General features: G+C 54.2%; 19 protein-coding genes and 1 pseudogene. 13 read left to right on the plus strand and 7 right to left on the minus strand.

The genetic code is table 11. The features are described 5' to 3' along the window. Positions 1 to 30: 30 nt before the first annotated feature. Positions 31 to 297: pseudogene (locus ACFL9S_RS08140) on the minus strand (IS1 family transposase); the annotation flags it as partial. A 183-nt stretch (positions 298 to 480) separates the two neighbouring features. Here ACFL9S_RS08140 and ACFL9S_RS08145 point away from each other — a divergent pair. Further along, positions 481 to 1152 (plus strand): DsbA family protein, encoded by a 672-nt coding sequence (locus ACFL9S_RS08145; RefSeq protein ID WP_405261330.1) that lies wholly within the window; start codon positions 481 to 483, stop codon positions 1150 to 1152. 69 nt (positions 1153 to 1221) lie between these two features. Here the strand turns inward: ACFL9S_RS08145 and ACFL9S_RS08150 are convergent, their stop codons facing one another. Both ACFL9S_RS08150 and ACFL9S_RS08155 read right to left on the minus strand, forming a co-directional pair. Continuing rightward, positions 1222 to 2235, minus strand: a complete 1014-nt coding sequence (locus tag ACFL9S_RS08150) for an NAD(P)-dependent alcohol dehydrogenase (protein ID WP_405261358.1) — start codon at positions 2233 to 2235, stop codon at positions 1222 to 1224. Between the two features lie 108 nt (positions 2236 to 2343). Further along, positions 2344 to 3384 carry a LacI family DNA-binding transcriptional regulator gene (locus ACFL9S_RS08155; RefSeq protein ID WP_405261359.1) on the minus strand — a complete coding sequence of 347 codons (1041 nt, stop codon included), beginning with the start codon at positions 3382 to 3384 and terminating at the stop codon, positions 2344 to 2346. A gap of 232 nt (positions 3385 to 3616) precedes the next feature. Here ACFL9S_RS08155 and ACFL9S_RS08160 point away from each other — a divergent pair, with 232 nt between their 5' ends. The 5 genes from ACFL9S_RS08160 (at position 3617) to ACFL9S_RS08180 (ending at position 9497) form a co-directional block, all read left to right on the plus strand. After that, the gene (locus ACFL9S_RS08160) at positions 3617 to 4645 is read left to right on the plus strand and encodes an ABC transporter substrate-binding protein (protein WP_405261331.1); all 1029 of its coding nucleotides are present in this window, start codon (positions 3617 to 3619) and stop codon (positions 4643 to 4645) included. Between the two features lie 61 nt (positions 4646 to 4706). Then, complete coding sequence (locus ACFL9S_RS08165) at positions 4707 to 6938, plus strand: ABC transporter permease (protein ID WP_405261360.1); 2232 nt, start codon at positions 4707 to 4709, stop codon at positions 6936 to 6938. After that, positions 6935 to 7996: an ABC transporter ATP-binding protein gene (locus tag ACFL9S_RS08170; RefSeq protein WP_405261332.1), complete on the plus strand. Its 1062-nt coding sequence runs from the start codon at positions 6935 to 6937 to the stop codon at positions 7994 to 7996. The genes ACFL9S_RS08165 and ACFL9S_RS08170 overlap by 4 nt, the downstream gene beginning before the upstream one ends. Positions 7997 to 8018: 22 nt before the next feature. Continuing rightward, positions 8019 to 8807 carry an inositol monophosphatase family protein gene (locus ACFL9S_RS08175; protein WP_405261333.1) on the plus strand — a complete coding sequence of 263 codons (789 nt, stop codon included), beginning with the start codon at positions 8019 to 8021 and terminating at the stop codon, positions 8805 to 8807. A 513-nt stretch (positions 8808 to 9320) separates the two neighbouring features. Beyond that, complete coding sequence (locus tag ACFL9S_RS08180; RefSeq protein ID WP_405261334.1) at positions 9321 to 9497, plus strand: DUF6402 family protein; 177 nt, start codon at positions 9321 to 9323, stop codon at positions 9495 to 9497. Here ACFL9S_RS08180 and ACFL9S_RS08185 read toward each other — a convergent pair. Continuing rightward, a complete protein-coding gene (locus ACFL9S_RS08185) occupies positions 9487 to 9870 on the minus strand; it encodes a hypothetical protein (protein ID WP_405261335.1) in 384 nt (127 codons plus the stop codon). The genes ACFL9S_RS08180 and ACFL9S_RS08185 overlap by 11 nt on opposite strands. Before the next feature lie 579 nt (positions 9871 to 10449). Here ACFL9S_RS08185 and ACFL9S_RS08190 point away from each other — a divergent pair. The 7 genes from ACFL9S_RS08190 to ACFL9S_RS08220 all read left to right on the plus strand — a co-directional run bounded on the left by ACFL9S_RS08190 (position 10450) and on the right by ACFL9S_RS08220 (position 15929). Next, positions 10450 to 10773: an antibiotic biosynthesis monooxygenase family protein gene (locus ACFL9S_RS08190; protein WP_405261336.1), complete on the plus strand. Its 324-nt coding sequence runs from the start codon at positions 10450 to 10452 to the stop codon at positions 10771 to 10773. Continuing rightward, positions 10766 to 11158, plus strand: a complete 393-nt coding sequence (locus ACFL9S_RS08195; protein ID WP_405261337.1) for an amino acid-binding protein — start codon at positions 10766 to 10768, stop codon at positions 11156 to 11158. The genes ACFL9S_RS08190 and ACFL9S_RS08195 overlap by 8 nt, the downstream gene beginning before the upstream one ends. A 2-nt stretch (positions 11159 to 11160) precedes the next feature. After that, entirely contained in the window at positions 11161 to 11862 is a 702-nt protein-coding gene (locus ACFL9S_RS08200; protein ID WP_405261338.1) for an ArsR/SmtB family transcription factor, read from the plus strand. Between the two features lie 119 nt (positions 11863 to 11981). Beyond that, the gene (locus ACFL9S_RS08205; protein ID WP_405261361.1) at positions 11982 to 13133 is read left to right on the plus strand and encodes a glycerate kinase; all 1152 of its coding nucleotides are present in this window, start codon (positions 11982 to 11984) and stop codon (positions 13131 to 13133) included. Between the two features lie 65 nt (positions 13134 to 13198). Next, positions 13199 to 14641, plus strand: a complete 1443-nt coding sequence (pyk, locus tag ACFL9S_RS08210) for a pyruvate kinase (protein ID WP_405261339.1) — start codon at positions 13199 to 13201, stop codon at positions 14639 to 14641. Between the two features lie 375 nt (positions 14642 to 15016). After that, a complete protein-coding gene (locus tag ACFL9S_RS08215) occupies positions 15017 to 15313 on the plus strand; it encodes a hypothetical protein (protein ID WP_405261340.1) in 297 nt (98 codons plus the stop codon). Positions 15314 to 15329: 16 nt separating this feature from the next. Further along, a complete protein-coding gene (locus ACFL9S_RS08220) occupies positions 15330 to 15929 on the plus strand; it encodes a hypothetical protein (protein WP_405261341.1) in 600 nt (199 codons plus the stop codon). Between the two features lie 27 nt (positions 15930 to 15956). Here the strand turns inward: ACFL9S_RS08220 and ACFL9S_RS08225 are convergent, their stop codons facing one another. The 3 genes from ACFL9S_RS08225 to ACFL9S_RS08235 form a co-directional block, all read right to left on the minus strand. Next, positions 15957 to 17255, minus strand: coding sequence for an NtaA/DmoA family FMN-dependent monooxygenase (locus ACFL9S_RS08225; RefSeq protein WP_405261343.1), 1299 nt, complete (start codon positions 17253 to 17255; stop codon positions 15957 to 15959). Positions 17256 to 17601: 346 nt separating this feature from the next. Next, complete coding sequence (locus ACFL9S_RS08230) at positions 17602 to 18036, minus strand: DUF1240 domain-containing protein (RefSeq protein WP_405261344.1); 435 nt, start codon at positions 18034 to 18036, stop codon at positions 17602 to 17604. Next, positions 18033 to 19310, minus strand: coding sequence for a PAAR domain-containing protein (locus ACFL9S_RS08235; RefSeq protein WP_405261345.1), 1278 nt, complete (start codon positions 19308 to 19310; stop codon positions 18033 to 18035). Before ACFL9S_RS08235 ends, ACFL9S_RS08230 begins: the two co-directional genes overlap by 4 nt. Positions 19311 to 19383: the final 73 nt, after the last annotated feature.

The raw sequence follows: 19383 nt of genomic DNA on the forward strand, positions 1-19383 counted from the left end.
TATTCAATATGGTGAATAGCATTACAGCACCTAATGTTCTCGCTCGATAAACGCATCAATGATGCTGTCATGTTTTCTGTTCGATTTTGAGTACGCCACTCTCTTGCCGTTCAGTCGTTTCAATCTGTTGCCGAGATTCAGGTTTTCACGCTCAATTCATGCATGTAGAGCTTACCTGTATTTTACATTCGGTAACGCATCATAAGCACTGAAATTATCTGTACACCAAAAGGTCACATTAAAACCTGACAGCTCCCCCATTAACTTGCGAAGCATTTTCTTACTCCTGTAATCGAAACCCTTGATAGTGAAAAATATCGCAAACATCAACATTACAACCAATAATTTGCCAAAAAAAACCCAAGAACAATTCCAAACATCTTTAAACATAAAATTAAATACAGCTAACTATTTCCAACTAATTCCATGCTAAAGTACGGCCCCTATTTTTTATTCACGGAAGAAACCGAGAAAATGAGAATGAATACCCCCCTCACATTCGCCCTGGTCCTGGCACTAACTTCATCCTTCACGGCTCAGGCAACGCCTTCAATACATTCAGATAAAGAACCAGCAATGGCCGCTCCACCGGCAGTGATTCCCACGGAAGGCAAGGAGTATATTACGCTCAAAGATGCCGTTGTTTCACAGCCGAAAGTTGTTGAGTTCTTTTCATTCTATTGTGGTCCTTGTTATAAGTTCGTTAAAGATTACCCTGTCACCGACGCTATTAATCGCGTGATACCTGCGGGTGAATCCGTGACTAAATATCATGTTAGCGCAATGGGGCAACTGGGCAATGAACTGACCGAAGCCTGGGCGATTGCCATGTTAACGGGAAAAACACATGACGTTGAAGTACCGTTATTTGAAGCCACTCAGGGGAGAAAACTGAATAGTATTGACGATATTAAAGCAATCTTTGCGAAAGCAGGCATTGATGCCAATACGTATGAGTCGTCACGAAACAGTCTGATGGTGAAAGGACTGATTGCCAAACAACAGGCGGCAATGATTGCCTTTGGTGTTCAGAGCACACCCACATTCTATGTCGATGGAAAATATAAGATAAACAACGGCGGCATCTCAGCAGCAACGCCAGATGCCTATGCTGATGCTTTCGCTAACGTTGTACAGGCATTACTGAAATAACATCCCTTTTTAAACACAAAAGCCCGCTCTGGTTTCCCTGAGCGGGCTTTTTGCTTTTGCAGGAAAAAGCTACCAGCTAACGCAAACCTTGCCGAAATGAGCGCCACTTTGCAGGTGTTTAAACGCCTCACTTAAACGGTCATAGCTGAAGACCTTGTCGATCACTGGTTTCTGCGACATCAGTTCCAGCGCCTTCACGTAATCAATCTGATGCTGACGGCTGCCAACGATCAGCCCCTCAATACGCACCTGTTTCGCCAGCACGCTGAAGATAGACAATGCAGCCTCAGTACCAGACAGCACGCCGATGACGGCAATATGTCCACCGACTTTCACCGCCTTCAGAGACTCGTTAATCGTCGCAGGGCCGCCCACCTCAACAATATGGTCAACGCCCAGTCCGTGGGTCAGTTCCAGCACTTTATCGCCCCATTCCGGGGTGGTACGGTAGTTGATGGTGTCATCGGCGCCCAGTTTGCGCACCGCCTCCAGTTTTTCATCGGAAGAGGAGGTGGCAATCACTCTGGCGCCCATCGCTTTTGCCAGTTGCAGCGCTGCAATCGACACGCCGCCCGTGCCCTGAACCAGCACCGTTTCACCTGCCTTCAGGCGACCGTTGACCACCAGCGCCCGCCATGCGGTCAGGCCGGAGGTGGTAATGGTAGCCGCTTCCTGATGGGACCAGCCCGCAGGTGCATGGGTAAAGGCGCTTTCTGCACGCACCACAAACTCACTGGCCATGCCGTCGATGCCATCGCCTGGCGTTTGAGAAAAACTCCCCACCGCCGGAGTCGCCTCGCCTGCCGTCCAGGCAGGGAAGAAGGTGGATACCACGCTATCCCCCACGCGGAACGCGGTAACGCCCTCACCCACAGCTTCAATGACACCGGCACCGTCAGACAGCAGGATGCGACCCTCCTCAACCGGCATCGCGCCGGTTGCCACCATCAGGTCATGGAAGTTGAGTGAGCTGGCTTTAATGGCGACCCTGATTTCCCCTTTGCCGGGTTGACCAGGATCTTTCACCTCGGTGAGCTGAACGCTGTCCAGATTAAACGGATTATTGACCGCAACTGCTTTCATCATCGTCTCCTGATTTCACTCTATCTGGCGTATGCCATGTATTACATGAACCCTGTATACACCAGATTCAGTGACGGGTTATACGCACTACGCGCTATCGCGCAAACCTCACCCTCCCCGTATCGTCCCGCGCCAGATAAAATCAGCATGGTACATCCGTGTTTCGCCGGGCATCTCCTCGTCCAGTGCCGCAGGCTGGCTGTCTTCGCGCTGCTCCTCCTTCACCAGCCACTCAACAGCGTCACGGGCAAAGCGATCAACCGGCTGGGTGAACGTGGTGAGGTGATACGAAGACCATGCCGCCTGGGGAATATCATCGTAACCTGCCACGCAGAGATCTTCCGGAATGCGCAGGGAAAATCGGTGCCGCGCTTCATCCATAAAGCCGCAGGCCAGCAGATCGGTGACGCAGAATACCGCGTCGGGGCGGTCGCGGCGGGTCAGCAGACGGTGCGCCAGAATCTGCCCGCTCTCATAGGAGGTGGTGCCGAAGCGCTCCACGCTGACTTTTAGCCCGGCCGCTTCGGCCGCCTGAAGAAAGCCGCGTTCACGTGCCATCAGGCTCGGCGTTCCAGCCAGAGAGTTAGCAAAAGCCACATGCTGGCAACCCGCGCGGGCAAACGCCATTACCACCCGGCTGGCAGCATCTTCGTTATCCAGATTGATACTCAACGATCCCGGCATCACGTCGTTACGGTTAATCAGCACCAGCCGCTGACCGTGCTTATGGCACTGGCGCGCAATGGCGCTTTCCGGCATCCCGGAGAGCACAAAAGAGGCATCAGCACGATAGTTGATCGCCTGTTGCAGCGCCTGGGACACGCTGTCATCCGAGCGATCGGTGTTGATCAGCATGGCAATTTTCCCGGCTTCCTGCAGATGCTGCGTGACCAGCCGCACGAGGCTGGCGCGGTACGGTGTCGCCAGTTCAGAGACAATCAGGCAGACGAGGCCGCTGCGGTTACGCACCAGCCCGCGCGCGAGGTGATTGACGTGATAGCCCAGTTCTTCCGCCGCCTGCATCACCCTTTTTCGCGTGGCCGCAGAGACGCTGGCCCCCGGCGTGAAGGTACGCGACACCGCCGAACGCGACACGCCCGCCATCTCTGCCACATCTTTCGCACTGACCACTGCCTTTTCCATCGCCATCATCACACCCGCCCGCTTTGTGTTGGGAATGAGTCTGTCGCACTTTGCACGCCTGTGCAATTATTTTTGTAACGATATTGTTTCATTTTTGTGACACAGCAACTGAAATGCGCACCAGCGCAATTGACAGCATAATTTTTGTGCATTAATTAATTGCACACACGTGCAAAAACTTATGCACGACACAACCTGGCGACAACGTATCGCCTACCCTACACCGAAGGAGAACACCATGCATCGCGTCACTCTGATGGCAGTCATCGCTGCTGGCTCTGCGCTCTCAGCCCTTCCGGCTCAGGCCGCTGAAAAGCTGAATATGATCTGTTCCGCTGATGTGGTTGTTTGTGAGCAAATGACCAACCTGTTTGAGAAACAACACCCGGAAATCAAAGTCAGTATGGTGCGCCTCTCTGCGGGCGAAGCCTATGCCCGTATCCGCACCGAGGCCCGCAACCCGCGTACCGATATCTGGTGGGCGGGAACAGGCGATCCGCATATGCAGGCCGCCGACGAAGGGCTGACCCAGGCCTACAAATCCCCCCTGCTCGACCAGCAGCAGGACTGGGCGCGTAAGCAGGCGGAGAGCGCGCAGTTCCGCACCGTCGGCGTCTATGCCGGGGCGCTGGGCTGGGGTTACAACACCAAACTGGTAGAACAGAAAAAACTGAAAGCCCCGGCCTGCTGGGCCGATCTGCTCGACCCGTCATGGAAGGGTGAAATTCAGATGGCGAACCCGAACTCCTCGGGCACCGCCTATAACACGCTCGCCACACTGGTGCAGATCATGGGGGAAGAGAAAGCCTTCGATTACCTGAAAAAACTCAACGCCAATATCTCCCAGTACACCAAATCCGGCTCTGCCCCGGTGAAGGCAGCGGCACGCGGTGAAACCACCATCGGCATTGTGTTTATGCATGATGCGGTGGCGATGCAGGTGGATGGCTTCCCGGTGAAAGCCGTCGCCCCGTGCGAAGGCACCGGCTATGAAATCGGATCGATGTCAATTGTGAAAGGCGCACGTAACCTCGCCGCCGCAAAAGTGTGGTACGACTGGGCGCTCAGTGCTGATGCGCAGTCCCATATGAAAGACGCCAAATCCTTCCAGCTTCCGTCAAATAAAAATGCGGCGATATCTGAATACGCACCCCGCTTCGAGAATATCAAACTGATCGATTACGACTTTAAAACCTACGGTGACTCGGCGAAACGCAAAGCCCTGCTCAGCCGCTGGGATAAAGAGATCGGCGCCAGCGCCCAGTAACTCCTCCGCCCTTCCCCTCCCGCCCGTGCGGGAGGCCTGGTCATAAACGATCGAGGTTATGATGAATGCTCAAAACCGCCGCCTGGACGGGGCTTTCGTGCTGGGCGCACTTGCCATACTGCTGCTGCCCTGGTACAGCCTGGAAGCCGGATTTTTCGACTTCGGCTGGCTGACAACACTCTGGCAGGATCGCGAGACAGCCCCGGCACTGTGGCAGATTGCTCAGTTCCAGCGACCCTGGCTGACCATCGCCGTGTTAATGCTGCTGATCTGCGCCCTGGCGCGCTTGCTGCCCGTGGGCAACCGCCGCTCCTGGCTGTTGATGGGGGCCAGTACTGCTGGCGTCCTGTTCCTGTTGTTTGAAGGCCATGCGATTGGTTACACCGGCTGGAACTGGCAGTGGAGTGAGCAACTGTTTGGCGCACTCAGCGACGGCCAGCCTGCTTTTGGTGCTGGCGCGATCCTGCTGCTGACCACCTTCCTGCTTGTGTTCTCCTTTGCTCTGGCCGAGCGTGGCGTACTGCGCGGCGATGCCTTCGTGGTGGCGGCGATTGTGCTGCTGGTCGCCCTGGTGACCACCTTTGTGCTGTACCCGGTGCTCAGTATGTTTGTCGCCTCCGTACAGGATGTGGACGGCTCCTTCAAACCGGATGGCATGATCGCCAATATTCAGGACCCGGCTATCTGGAGCCTCGGCTGCCTGAACGGCAGCGGCGGTTGCGGTACGGCATGGCGCACCCTGTGGCTGGCGCTGATGACCGCATCCGGCTCCACCCTGCTGGGTCTGGCATTCGCACTGGCGGCAACACGCACGCCGCTGCCGTTTAAAAAAGCGCTGCGCATGCTGACCGTGCTGCCAATCATCACCCCACCGTTTGTGATTGGCCTGGCGTTGATGCTGCTGTTTGGTCGTGCAGGCGTGGTCACCGAACTGCTCGCGTCGGTGTTTGGCATTGAGCCAGGTCGCTGGCTGTACGGCCTGACCGGGATCTGGATCGCTCAGGTGCTCTCTTTCACGCCGATTGCCTTCCTGGTGCTGATTGGCGTGGTCGAGGGCGTCAGCCCGTCGCTGGAAGAAGCCTCGCAAACGCTGCGCGCTAACCGCTGGCGCACTTTCCGCTACGTCTCGCTGCCGCTGATGGCACCGGGGCTGGCGAATGCCTTCCTGATCAGCTTTATCGAAAGTATGGCGGACTTCGGCAACCCGATGGTGCTGGGTGGCAGCCACGGCGTGCTGTCGACCGAGATCTTCTTCTCGGTGGTCGGGGCGCAAAACGACCCGAGCCGGGCAGCGGTACTGGCAATTATCCTGCTGTGCTTCACGCTCAGCGCCTTTATCCTCCAGCGTCTGTGGCTGTCGGGTAAAAACTTCGCCACCGTGACCGGCAAAGGCGATTCCGGCCAGCACTGCGGGCTGCCGCGTGGCCTGCGTTATGGCGTTTACGCACTGGTGATCCCGTGGGGCCTGTTCACGCTGGTGATCTACGGCATGATCCTGATTGGTGGCTTTGTGCAGTCGTGGGGCCTGGACAGCAGCCTGACGCTGGCCCACTACGCCCGCGCGTTCGGCTTCCACTGGAACGAGGGACAGATGGTGTGGACCGGCGTGGCGTGGAATTCATTCTGGACCACGATGGAAATTGCGCTGATTGCCGCACCGCTGACCGCCATTGTCGGCCTGCTGACCGCCTGGCTGATCGTACGGCAGAAATTTGCAGGGCGTTCGACCTTTGAATTTATGCTGATGCTCAGTTTCGCCATTCCCGGCACCGTCATTGGTGTCAGCTATATCATGGCGTACAACCTGCCGCCGCTGGAGATCACCGGAACGGCGCTGATCCTCGTCGCCTGCTTTGTCTTCCGCAATATGCCGGTTGGCGTACGCGGCGGGATTGCCGCCATGAGCCAGCTGGACCGCAGCCTGGATGAAGCGTCGCTGACATTAGGTGCCAGCAGTTTCCGCACGCTGCGCAAAGTGATCCTGCCGCTGCTGAAACCGGCGATCAGCGCCGCACTGGTTTACGCCTTTGTGCGTGCCATCACCTCCATCAGCGCTGTGATTTTCCTGGTCAGCGCGCAGTACAACATGGCCACCTCATATATCGTCGGCCTGGTCGAAAACGGAGAATACGGCGTCGCCATCGCTTACTCCTCCGTCCTTATTGTGGTGATGCTGGCGGTGATCCTCACCTTCCAGCTGCTGGTCGGTGAACGCCGCCTGCGCCGCGCCACCCGCATTGCTACAGCTCCGGTGGCCACGCCACCGGCCTTACATCAGGAGAGTGCCGTATGACGACCATTCGTTCCGGCTCGGTGGTGTTTGAAAACGTCACCAAACAGTTTGCCGATTTCAACGCCCTGCCCAACCTGTCGCTGACCGTTGAACCGGGCACGCTGGTGACGCTGCTCGGCCCCAGCGGCTGTGGTAAAACCACCACCCTGCGCCTGCTGGCGGGGCTGGAGCACCCGACCTCCGGGCGTATTCTGATTGGCGGTAAGGATGTGACCCATCTGCCCGCTAACGAACGTGATGTGGCGATGGTGTTTCAGTCCTACGCGCTGTTCCCGCATATGAACGCCCTGGATAACGTAATGTACGGCCTGCTCTCCGGTGGGTTATCGAAGAAAGAGGCGCAGGATCGCGCCCGCGAAGGGCTGAAGCTGGTCGGCCTGGAGAGTATGGGCCAGCGCCTCCCGGCGGAGCTGTCCGGCGGGCAGCAGCAGCGTATTGCCGTCGCGCGTGCGCTGGTGCTGGAGCCGCAGGTGCTGTTACTGGATGAGCCGCTCTCCAACCTTGATGAACGTCTGCGCCGCCGTGTACGTACTGAAATCCGCGATCTGCAACAGCGGCTGGGCTTTACCGCCGTGTACGTCACTCACGATCAGGAAGAGGCGCTGGCCGTCTCCGATAAGATTATTGTCATGAAAGAAGGGCATATTGCCCAGCAGGGTGCGCCGCAGGAGCTGTATCAATCCCCTGCTTCGGTGTTTATCGCCGACTTTATGGGCGAGGCCAATATCCTGCCCTGCGATATCCGCAGGGTGGAGAACAGCGAGGCGGTGATCGCGCTGGGTAACCACGAGTATCGCGTCCCCGGCGCTCACGCCCGCCCCGGTGCTGCACAGCTGGCGGTGCGCCCGCAGTTTATTACGCTGCGCACTGAATCGGCAGGCGCGCTGAACGGTGAAGTCACCCACAGCACCTGGCTGGGCGACCACATCGAATATGAAGTGCAAACGGCGCTGGGTGCGCTGTTTATTGTCGATGTGCAGATGGAAAGCCAGCTGTCACCGGGCAGCCGCGTATTCGTGGATTTCAAACCTCAGGGACTGGCGCTGATTGCCCAGTGATCCCCATTAATAAGGACTGAACATGAGTGAAGATATTTCCCGCCGACTGGCACTGGCGGAGCAGGTAGCACGCAAGGCCGGAGCCAAAGCGCTGGATTATTTTAATCGCCGCGAGACGCTGGTGATTGAAACCAAGCGCGATGCGCAGGACGTGGTGTCGATTGCCGACCGTGAAGTCGAGCTGCTGATCAACGGGCAGATTGCTCAGGCCTTCCCGGATGACGGTTTTCTCGGTGAAGAGTTCGGTTTGCAGGCAGGCAGCTCGGGTTTCACCTGGGTGGTGGACCCGATAGACGGCACCAGCCCGTTTGTTAACGGCATGCCGAACTGGTGCGTATCGATTGCCGTGATCCACCAAGGGCAGCCGGTGATTGGCGTGATTATGGCACCGTGCCAGCAGGAGTGCTTTGTGTCCGCACGCGGCCAGGGCGCAACGCTGAATGGTAAACCGTTGCAGGTTGACCCGGCACGCACCATGCAGAACCACGTTACCGGTTTTGGTGCCAACAGCTATGTCACCCCGGCGCGCGTGGGGGAAATTGCCGCCGGGATCACCGCCGCAGGCGGCAACTTCTTCCGCAACGGTTCAGGGGCGATGATGCTGGCCTATGTCGCCGCAGGGCGTCTGGTCGGCTATTACGAACCTTATATGCACGCCTGGGACTGTCTGGCGGGTTACTGCCTGGTGGTTGAGGCCGGTGGCTGGGTCCATGCGTTTAATACCGAAGGCGAACGCCTGCTGCGCGGTGCCCCGGTGCTGGCCGTTGCACCTGGTGCCAAAGACGATCTGCTGAGGATTGCACAGCTTTAATCTTTTCCCCGCAGCGCTATCACCGCGATAGCGCTGCTTTTATCTATTCTAATAACGCTAAAACCTAACAGACCAAAAAACTAAAATAAAAACAAGACATTCATCACATTGGTTTTAAAATGGAATTTATACTAATACCAGACTATATTTCACAATGCTAAAATAACTTCATTGTAACGATATAATTTACAGAATTACCTCCCATAACAAAACAGAGCTTCATGATCAGAATTATTATTAAACCCACTACCAATGAATTTCATCCTGTAGTGAAACTTCTGTTTTGCGTTGGAATTACCACGTTATTTTACCATCCCTTCTTCATAACATTATAAACACCTTACATCAGTGATAATTGAATGGAACTCAAAGGAGTGTTAGAAATGGATATTCCCTCTTCATCCAGGCCCACCACTAAGCTAATAAAAAATAAGGAATCATTTACCAGACTTCCATTGAGAGGCTTATGACATGATGCGCTGAGGCGGGTCAGCCGCTGCGGCCATAAATGGTATGAACGTATACAGCGGTAAGAATGTGCTTAAAGTCGCTGATGTGCGTAATTCAGATTTTCTTGCCTTCAGAGAAACGACGGGATTAGGTGGGGATTTTGTCATGTTCTCAGATGTAAATTGGGTAAAAATAAAATCCACTCACCTGTTACCGTGGGGCGAAGTGCTTAACCAATAACAGGTCGTGCGACGACCATTAGCGAGCGATAGACCATAAATGTTGCGGTGGACAGGTAAAGGAAAAGGCAGCAAAAGAATCTTTTCTTGTCCCCTATATTTGCAATAACACTGAACAACCAGCCAATCAGAAACATTCCTGTTCCATAGATGGCCCCTGTTAAAGGGGTAATACTCCCCAGTCCGCTCAAAGTACCATCATAGGAATCCATCACTCCATAGAACAAGACTGGCATTGCTAATAGCAACGGAGAGATCACGAGCATTTGAGCATGACCCCATCGTTTTATCCTGAAAAAAAATCGCGTTACTTCACTTAGCGTAATTGCGAACATGCAGCCAAAAAAAATTGCGATAAAAGAGTCAAAAAACATAACATTACCTCCTGTATAAACTGTTATATCCATAGTGGTTGAGCATATCATTTAGATTGGAAAATGTATGCTGTAACTCCCGATTAAAACTAACTACGGCTTGGGATTTACTTCAAATTAATCGTTCAGTTTCTTCCGAAATCAATCTACCATCATTCTGACGGGGCGCTTTTCCAGTCTGCACCAATTTTTGGATTTCAATCAATATCCACCTCATTCTCATAAAAACGGGGTTGCTGGCTGAATTTTTTCTAATGCATCAGTGATTGACGCCATTTTTTCTCAACATCAGAAAACAGATACATTTATTCACTGATTGCCGCTTGCTGTGTGATGGTTTCACCAGGGATTTATTATATTGGTGAAAAAGTGAGCAATGCACTCTTCTGGCGTAAAAAAGACAAAAACTCAGGGCATAGAAACGTTAAAAAACCATGATTCGCATCCCCTGCTGAACACTCCCCGAGTATACGCTGCGGCTAAAACGCTGCGTCACGTCCATCCATATTTCGTTACCCACCGAAGTGTTCCTTTTTCAACGCAGTAAAGTGATCGCTCACCCCGTAAGAGAGCGAAACGATGATCGCTGTACTGTTTGAAGCTGAAATACACCCTGAACAACAGCCACGTTACCTGCAGCTGGCCACTGACCTGAAACCTCTGCTGGCTGATATTCCAGGTTTCATTGCCATTGAGCGTTTTCGCAGCCTCGCTGACGAAGGAAAAATGCTGTCCCTCTCCTGGTGGCAGGATGAAAATGCCGTCCTGGCATGGAAGAAAAATGTCTTTCATCAGGCGGCACAGCAGGAAGGACGTGAGTCCATCTTTTCGTTTTACCGCATCCGTATTGCTCAGGTGATGCGGGAATACACCTCAGAAAATAAAGGACAACACCATGTTTGATATCCATATCCTGTTACCCAATACGCCCGGAGCACTGGCCGCGATGGCGGGTCTGCTGGGGCGTAACGGCATAGGTCTGGAGGGTGGCGGTGTTTTCAGTGTGGGCAATGAAAGCCACGCTCATTTTCTGGTAGAGGACGGTCATCGCGCGCGGGAGGTACTTGAGACAGGAGGTTTTCAGGTACAGAATGTCTGCCAGCCGCTGATCCGCAAGCTGAAGCAGGCGCGTCCGGGTGAATTGGGTGAAATCGCCGCAGCGCTGGCCGATGCCGGAATATCTATCCTGACGCAGTACAGCGACCATGCTAATCAGTTGATTCTGCTCACAGACAACCCCCGTGCCGCCGAACGCGTCACTGAACAATGGGCCGTGGTGCCTGAGTAACGATGCAAAAACAGACGATAACCACCGACAATGAGGATGTGCTGGAGATTTCCATGGTCGCCATTGCGGCGGCCCTGGCCGATACTTCCCGGGTCAAAATCCTCTGTGCCTTAATGGACGGGCGCGCCTGGACGGCGACAGAACTCAGTGCCGTGGCGGGCGTCGCCTCTTCCACCGCCAGTGCCCATCTGGCACGTCTGGTGCAAAGCCGTCTGATTTCCTGCCTGTCCCAGGGGCGGCACCGTTATTACCGGCTGGCAGGTGGCGATATTGCGCAGCTGATCGAAACGATGATGGGGGTGTCATGGCGGCGTGTTAAGGCACCAGAACCGAGCACGCCCGCCGATATGCGTTACGCCCGGACCTGCTACGATCATCTGGCGGGAGAAGTGGCGGTACAGATCTATGACGCGATGCGGCAAGCGCACTGGATAACAGCAGATGGCGCTGTGCTGACTGATGCCGGCAAACGGCACCTGGCTGAACTGGGGGTCAAACCCGATGCCTCCACCCGACGAAAGCACTGCTGTGCCTGTCTGGACTGGAGTGAGCGACGATTTCATCTTGGTGGCTATATCGGTGCCGCTTTTTTCCACCACGGCGAAGCGCAGGCATGGTTTGTCCGTACGCCGGGTTACCGGATGGTCACGATCACCGCGAAAGGCAGAATGCTGCTGAACAGACATTTCAAACTGACCCTGTAATTCCGCCACCATCAACCTGTGATTAACCCCTCTTGCCCCTATAGCTGTACCCTTTTGTCTATTATAAGAAATGCCCCCACCGGGATGATCCTGGCCACCATGACATAAGGCACCCCATGATGAAAAAGACCTTTGTATTAGCACCTGACTCCTTTAAAGAGAGCATGACGGCGAAGCAGGTTTGCATCGCAATGGAAACCGGGCTGAAGCGCGTATTTCCTGATGCCCGCTATATTCACGTGCCAATGGCGGACGGCGGCGAAGGCACCACCCAGTCGCTGATCGATGCCACCGGCGGTGAGTTGTTCACGCTACCGGTGACCGGCCCGCTTGGCACGCCGGTAGAGGGCTGCTACGGCATTATGGGCAGCGGCGACATTGCAGTGATTGAAATGGCCTCGGCCAGCGGCATCCATTACGTTAACCAGCACACTAAAAACCCGTTGCTGACCACCACATGGGGTACCGGAGAACTGATCCGCGCCTGCCTGGATAAAGGCATCAGGAAGATCATTCTTGGCATCGGCGGCAGCGCCACCAACGACGGTGGGGCCGGAATGGCCGAGGCGCTGGGCGTACGTTTCTTTGATAAACAGGGTGAACGTTTAGCACCCGGTGGTGGCGCGCTGGGGAATTTGCACCGCATTGATATTTCCGGGCTGGACAGCCGCCTGGCAGAGGTAGATATTCAGGTGGCCTGTGATGTCAGCAACCCGCTGTGTGGTCCACAGGGCGCATCGGCGGTATTTGGCCCACAAAAAGGGGCAACCCCGGAGATGGTTGCCACCCTGGACCGCCACCTCGCACACTATGCCACCGTCATCTCACAGCAACTCGGCCACGACGTGGCATCAGCGCCAGGGGCCGGAGCCGCAGGCGGGCTGGGGGCGGGGCTGATGGCCTTCACCCACTGCACGTTGCGTAAAGGAATTGAAATCGTGGTTGAGTACAGTGGTCTGAGCGCGCAGTTGGCCGGGGCCGATTACTGCTTTACCGGGGAAGGCCGCATCGACTTCCAGACGCGTTTTGGTAAAACGCCTTATGGCGTAGCACAGACCGCCAGACAACATCATGTTCCGGTCATTGCAGTTGCTGGCAGTATTGGCGATGATGTCGGCGCGCTTTATGACGCTGGCATTGATGCGATTTTTGGCATTATCCCGCACGCGGCGGCAATAGAATCGCTGTTGCTGGAAGGGACAACAAATATGGAACGCACCTGCGAAAATATTGGCCGACTGATTAAGAAAACAGCGGCAGTTTCTCATTAATACCCGATTCACTGGTGCCAATGCGCCAGGATAACCAAGGGTGACATTTAACCAAGGACGTGATCATGTCTGAAGTATTGAGACGCACCAAAATTGTTGCCACGTTAGGCCCGGCTACAGACCGGGATAATAACCTCGAAAAGATTATTAAAGCAGGCGCTAACGTCGTCAGGCTGAACTTTTCTCATGGTACGGCCGAAGATCATATCGCTCGCGCCCAACGCGTGCGCGATGTCGCCAGCCGACTCGGTCGTCAGGTGGCGATTTTAGGCGACCTCCAGGGGCCGAAAATCCGTGTTTCGACCTTTAAAGAGGGTAAAGCCCTGCTGACGGTCGGCGATGAATTTATCCTCGATGCCCTGCTGGACAAAGGTCAGGGCGACAACCAGCGCGTAGGTATCGACTATAAATCCCTGCCAGATGATGTGGTTCCCGGCGATATTTTGCTGCTGGACGATGGCCGCATTCAACTGCGCGTGCTGCGCGTGACGGGCGCGACGATCACTACCGTAATTACCGTAGGCGGCGTGCTGTCGAACAATAAAGGGGTGAATAAGCTGGGCGGTGGTCTCTCTGCTGATGCACTGACCGAGAAAGATAAAGCCGATATTCTCACCGCTGCCAAAATGAACGTCGACTACCTTGCCGTCTCTTTCCCACGCAGCGGTGAAGACCTGCGTTTCACCCGCCGTCTGGCGCGTGAGGCGGGCTGTAAGGCGCTGATTGTGGCAAAAGTAGAGCGTGCCGAAGTGGTGGCAACGCCGGAAAGCATGGACGATATGATCCTCGCCTCCGATGTGATCATGGTCGCGCGTGGCGACCTCGGCGTAGAGATTGGTGATGCGGCGCTGGTCGGCGTGCAAAAACGCCTGATTGCGCGTTCACGCCAGCTTAACCGTGTTGTGATTACCGCCACCCAGATGATGGAGTCGATGATCACCAACCCGATGCCGACCCGCGCAGAGGTGATGGACGTCGCTAACGCCGTGCTCGACGGCACCGATGCCGTGATGCTGTCTGCTGAAACTGCGGCGGGAAGCTTCCCGGTTGAAGCCATCACCTCCATGCATAAGATCTGCCTGGGCGCGGAACGCGTACCGGGAACCAACACGTCTAAACACCGCCTGGACGTGGAGTTCAGCAATATCGAAGAGATGACGGCGATGTCTGCCATGTACGCGGCAAACCATCTGACCGGAGTGAAAGCGGTGATCGCCATGACCGAATCCGGGCGCACGGCACGTATGATGTCACGCATTACCTCGCGTCTGCCGATCTTCGCCCTCTCCCGCCATCAGTCCACGCTGAACCTGACCACTTTATACCGTGGCGTCACGCCGGTGCTGTTTAACGGCCATGCGGAAGGCGTGCAGTCGGCGCAGGATGCTATCGCCATTCTGCGTGAAAAGGGTTATCTGGCCTCAGGCGATCTGGTGATTGTCACCCAGGGGGACAGCGTCGGCCAGATTGGCAGCGCCAACACCTGCCGCATCTCGATCGTCGACTAAGTTCCCTTCTCTTTGCGGCCTTCGCGCCGCAGCGCTGCGCAGAACCCGACTGCGCGGCGCGTATTCATCACACGCTGCGTGCCTGGTTTCGCCATAATCTGCATGCCAGCACCCCGGTAAAAGCACTCTATATTCACAAAAACACCAGCGAAGGTTGTGACGGATTATCACGGTCTCAGAGATCGTTTTTTGAGGTCTGTAAGCACGATTTAAGCGACCGGTTTTTACGAGCCTGCTCTTAACGTTGATATTTCTCGTGGCATTCCCCCTAAGACTTCATCCTTTCTGTCATCGCTGCGTTTAAAATCCAGGCAGATTTATGGTATCTGACACTTGAAAGTACGAAGTTAAACGTACACAATACACGGAGGTAATATGACATTCACAGAAGTGAAGAAGCAGGCAATCAACTGCCTCAGGCAAGACGCGTATGACCATGAAGTCCGACGGGATCTGGACGTCAAAAACCTGTTTGCGACGGGCGTGGTTGATAAAGTCTGGGTTGCTGAACTGATCAGGAAAACCAGTGGGTCGGGATATCATTGCAGCCCGCATCATCGGGCCGCTGACGTGGATGTTCATATCTGTCGCAGTTGGAAATGCGGCGGCTGGTGGTACGTTAAATTTTATTTTATGGAACCTGATATGATTTTTATCAGCGTGCATCTGTAACAAGGAAGAGGTGACCATGAGAATTGTCAAAGAAGGCGAAACACGGACGCTGCTGTGCCATAACTGCGGTAAAACGTCTGCCACCTATCGGGTACGTGATGTCGCATTTAGCGATAAGCGTGGCACGGTGAAAAATATTCTCGCCGCTGTTTGTGACCGCTGCGATGAAGTGGCCGCCATCCCGGCGCAGTCCACCGCACGTATCAAGGAGGCCTTTGAACAGTCCAGCTCGCCACTGGAGATCAGAGTGCCGGTACACTACCTGGATATTCTGTATGTCGCCACGCAGAAAATTGATACGACCCTCAGTGAAAACTTCAACAAGGCCTTGATCCTCTGGTATCTGCATGCACTGACCAGCGGCCGTTACCCGCAGCAGGAGCTGAAAACACTGCTGAGCAGCGAAATAGCGGATGCCAAAGCCTCAAGACGTCTCTCGATGAAAATCACGCAAAAGCAACAGGCGGAACTCAACCAGCTGATGCACCAGCAGGGGATGAAAAAAACCTCTGATGTGGTGAAAGCGGTGATCCTGAAAATTCATCAGGACCTGGTACTGGAGCAGGATCTCAGCGGCCTGCCGGAGTTACGCAATATGGCCGCCGCGATAGCCTGATTCATCGCGGCCCCTGTGACACCTGTATCACCTGCCCGGCAGTCGTGCGGGCAGTTCAAGGCTGGTGCGGAAATCCTCACCCCGGTAATCCTCATCCAACAGATGACGTTTGCGCAGCTCCGGCAGCAGGCCATTAATCAGCAAATCTTCCTGGTCTGGCTGCCCCAGCCCGTGTAGCGAAATCACATCCAGTACACCTGCGTTGTAGCGCTGCTCAATAGCATCAGCCAGGGATTCCGGGGTTCCGGCGACAAACCAGTGCCCGGTCTCTTCGGCTTCAATAATCAGCTGGCGCAGCGTCAGCCCCTGACGGGCAAAGCGGGTAAAAATCTCCGCACGTCCACGACGTCGGTTCACCTGACGGGTATCCGGCAACAGAGCTTCCGGGATGGTCCGGTCGAGATCCAGATCCTGCAAATCAACCTCCCCGCCGAGCATATCCGCCACCTTCAGTCGTCCACGCTGATAGTCAATACGCTGATGCTTCTCTTCCAGGCGGCGTGCCACATCGGCGGGATTTTCACCCATAACCGAGTGGAAAGAGTTCATGATCAGCGGCGGCTGTTCACGGCCTGCCAACAGCGCACGCCGCCGGACGTCGGCCACAAACGCACTGGCTGCATCCAGCGTGGGCTGCGAGGTGTAAATCACTTCGGCATAACGGGCGCCGAGGCTGATCCCCTCCTCCGACTGCCCGGCCTGAAACTGTACCGGGCGACGCTGTGGCGACGGGGGCACATTCAGTGGCCCCGCCACGCGGAAGAAATCACCGTGGTAATTGATCGGGTGCAGCTGACTGGGATCAATGCTGACGCTACCACTGCTCTTGCGCTGCACCGCCGCCGGGTCGTTGGCATCGAACAGCGCATTAATCACTTCAATAAATTCGGTGGCGCGAGCATAACGCGCAGCCGGAGAAGGCAGCTCGCCCCCGCCAAAGTTCTCCTCACCGACCGATGACGTCACCGCATTCCAGCCCGCACGCCCGCCGCTGATATGGTCGAGCGTACCGATCAGACGCGCCAGATTGTACGGATGCTGGAAGGTGGTGGTGACGGTGGCAATCAAGCCTATCTGGCGGGTCACCTGGCTTAACGCCGCCAGCGTGACAATCGGGTCCTGGCTGCCAGTGATCCCGGCCAGCCCGGAGGGATCACTTTGCAGCAGATCGGCGGTAAACAACCCGGTGATTTTTTCGCGCTCAGCCGTTTGCGCCAGTGCGACGGCACGCTGAATGCCAAAAGCGCGGTCGGTGTCGTTGGCGGCGTAGATCACGCTGCTCGCGCCCACCAGTGTTTTCAGTCGTCTGCGGTGTTGAATGGTCACTTGAAGTCCCTTATTTCAGCCAGGTCAGAGGCTTAAAAAATAAAGGGCTGAAATTTTTACGCCACTAAGAAAAACGAATGTGGTTGGGTGAAATTCAGCTAAGACAGTGCATCAGGCTGACAAAGCAGCGCACGATGTGGCTCATAACCCACCGTCCGGAAGGGACTGAGCGAATTCAGCGTTAGCTGGGTCGTAACCCGGCAACCGCTGAAGTAGGATTAAGTCGCCATGACTAAGACCTGAAAACTGTGTTTCTAGTGCAAAAGAAACAGATGAATTTTTCCACCATACTCACCTTAAAATGAAAGGTGAGTGGTTTATTCATTAGTTAATTATCATTTCACTTTTACTGATGACATAAAACAGGTGAACTTGAATATTTTACAGCCATTCCCGGCATCCACCCTGATGGCACTCCAGCACAACGAAAGTACCCCTTAGATTTCAGTTCTGAAATATAATACGTTTTAAATAAGAAACCACACAACACAGAGGCAATAATGGCAAATATCATTATTTTAAAAAGAAAAATCTGGTGCCGGGCATGCATTCGCTCCCCTTTGATAAATACATATATTCCAGACACATTAAAAGGCGCCATAATGACAAATGAGAGAATCAATGACACGAGACCATTTGAATAAAAAACCTCTTCAGGAAAAGACAAGTATTCCTCTACTGACAGGTAGCCAATATAACTCCCGCCAGAAGACATTGCAATCATCACAATGCTCCACAGCAATAACAAAAACCGCCCTTTCATTGAAAATGCAGCCATCATAATATCCTTGGCGTAATGTTTTCCAAACTATCTCTGAGATATTTCATTATCTCATTCTCAATGACTTCCTTTCCCTTTTCAAGTAAGTTATCCGCGAACATCGAGCCCAGGTCCCAGACGCCTTTTTCAATCTTTCTGGCTTTCATCATCACCTCCTGCTGCGCCGCTTCAATTTGAGCAATCACTTTATCCGTTACACCAAATTTATTATCAATCCAGTTTAATATCATCGCAGTTCCAAAACCTACGATAACAATGGCAACGGTTGGAGCAATAACCAAAGAAAACATCGCACCGGCTGCAATCCCAGCCCCACCGGCTATAACAGATGCCAAGCCCAGTTTTACAACATCAGTAGCCAGTGAACCGATAAACTTAGCCAGGGAAGTCTCGTCATTCAGTATAAAATCTATCGTTCTGTATGCGGCGGCAACAATAAATGTTAATCTCGCACCTGCAATGATATTTTTCGTCACCCCTGCAGAACCATACTTACCTAACCCCAGATCAATCATCTTAGGGTTTTTTGCCATAAAAACAGGAGCGTTAATTATCTTTCTAACCCCCGGATAGCCACTTACTTTAATAAGCTCCGTTCCCTTATGGTTTATATAGGCTGTAACCTTTATACCAAAAGAACCCAACTGAGTGATAAGCATTGATGTCGTCACAACATCTTTGATATTTACCCCGTAGTTAACGACTATATTCCCGGGCGCACTCTCTGTCAGACTGACCCAGCCCGATTTCCACATCCCCCATGACGCCAGCACCTCAAAGACTTCAGAGAGTGTCAGCAACATAATATCCTGATTATGGTGCCGGAACATGCCTCTGAGTTGTTCATCAGGCAAATCATAGGTATTTATTATTGCAGGATAACCTGACCTGTAGTTTGATGACTGCTGCTGGCCAGTTATATATGATGATAAAACGGGTGTGGCTGGTAGATCCGCAGATAAGGCTTCTCTTTCAGAGATGCTCTCCGCGAGCCCCCCTTTCTCATAGGTATCCTGCATCATCGACGGCACAAAGCGCGCCCTGCAGGGACAGGAACTGGTACTGTCCAGCGTTCCCGCCATCATGCGCCCGTGAATAGTGTCATTCCGAATACCCCCGGCAATCATAAATATACCGGGATGCTGACCGCAGGTGACCTTATCCCTTTCCCGGGCCACGGCTTTGCTGAACAGCGTGTGATCCGTTGCACCTTCAATAATGCGCCCGCCGCAGGTCGTTTTGTCTCCCTGCACCAGATAATAACCTTTAGCCATGGCTTAATTCCTTATGCCAGACGTTAACCTTACACGCCCGTCCCCGCCGGATCAGCGGGCCTTCTTCTGCCTG

This window comes from Erwinia sp. AnSW2-5, assembly GCF_045107195.1.
GTDB lineage: Bacteria > Pseudomonadota > Gammaproteobacteria > Enterobacterales > Enterobacteriaceae > Erwinia.

What these genes read in the sequence shown, in the direction of transcription:
- ACFL9S_RS08145 (WP_405261330.1), top strand. Translation starts at nt 481, where the DNA reads ATGAATACCCCCCTCACATTCGCCCTGGTCCTGGCACTAACTTCATCC.
- ACFL9S_RS08150 (WP_405261358.1), bottom strand. Translation starts at nt 2,235, where the DNA reads ATGAAAGCAGTTGCGGTCAATAATCCGTTTAATCTGGACAGCGTTCAG.
- ACFL9S_RS08155 (WP_405261359.1), bottom strand. Translation starts at nt 3,384, where the DNA reads ATGGCGATGGAAAAGGCAGTGGTCAGTGCGAAAGATGTGGCAGAGATG.
- ACFL9S_RS08160 (WP_405261331.1), top strand. Translation starts at nt 3,617, where the DNA reads ATGCATCGCGTCACTCTGATGGCAGTCATCGCTGCTGGCTCTGCGCTC.
- ACFL9S_RS08165 (WP_405261360.1), top strand. Translation starts at nt 4,707, where the DNA reads ATGAATGCTCAAAACCGCCGCCTGGACGGGGCTTTCGTGCTGGGCGCA.
- ACFL9S_RS08170 (WP_405261332.1), top strand. Translation starts at nt 6,935, where the DNA reads ATGACGACCATTCGTTCCGGCTCGGTGGTGTTTGAAAACGTCACCAAA.
- ACFL9S_RS08175 (WP_405261333.1), top strand. Translation starts at nt 8,019, where the DNA reads ATGAGTGAAGATATTTCCCGCCGACTGGCACTGGCGGAGCAGGTAGCA.
- ACFL9S_RS08180 (WP_405261334.1), top strand. Translation starts at nt 9,321, where the DNA reads ATGAACGTATACAGCGGTAAGAATGTGCTTAAAGTCGCTGATGTGCGT.
- ACFL9S_RS08185 (WP_405261335.1), bottom strand. Translation starts at nt 9,870, where the DNA reads ATGTTTTTTGACTCTTTTATCGCAATTTTTTTTGGCTGCATGTTCGCA.
- ACFL9S_RS08190 (WP_405261336.1), top strand. Translation starts at nt 10,450, where the DNA reads ATGATCGCTGTACTGTTTGAAGCTGAAATACACCCTGAACAACAGCCA.
- ACFL9S_RS08195 (WP_405261337.1), top strand. Translation starts at nt 10,766, where the DNA reads ATGTTTGATATCCATATCCTGTTACCCAATACGCCCGGAGCACTGGCC.
- ACFL9S_RS08200 (WP_405261338.1), top strand. Translation starts at nt 11,161, where the DNA reads ATGCAAAAACAGACGATAACCACCGACAATGAGGATGTGCTGGAGATT.
- ACFL9S_RS08205 (WP_405261361.1), top strand. Translation starts at nt 11,982, where the DNA reads ATGAAAAAGACCTTTGTATTAGCACCTGACTCCTTTAAAGAGAGCATG.
- pyk (WP_405261339.1), top strand. Translation starts at nt 13,199, where the DNA reads ATGTCTGAAGTATTGAGACGCACCAAAATTGTTGCCACGTTAGGCCCG.
- ACFL9S_RS08215 (WP_405261340.1), top strand. Translation starts at nt 15,017, where the DNA reads ATGACATTCACAGAAGTGAAGAAGCAGGCAATCAACTGCCTCAGGCAA.
- ACFL9S_RS08220 (WP_405261341.1), top strand. Translation starts at nt 15,330, where the DNA reads ATGAGAATTGTCAAAGAAGGCGAAACACGGACGCTGCTGTGCCATAAC.
- ACFL9S_RS08230 (WP_405261344.1), bottom strand. Translation starts at nt 18,036, where the DNA reads ATGATGGCTGCATTTTCAATGAAAGGGCGGTTTTTGTTATTGCTGTGG.
- ACFL9S_RS08235 (WP_405261345.1), bottom strand. Translation starts at nt 19,310, where the DNA reads ATGGCTAAAGGTTATTATCTGGTGCAGGGAGACAAAACGACCTGCGGC.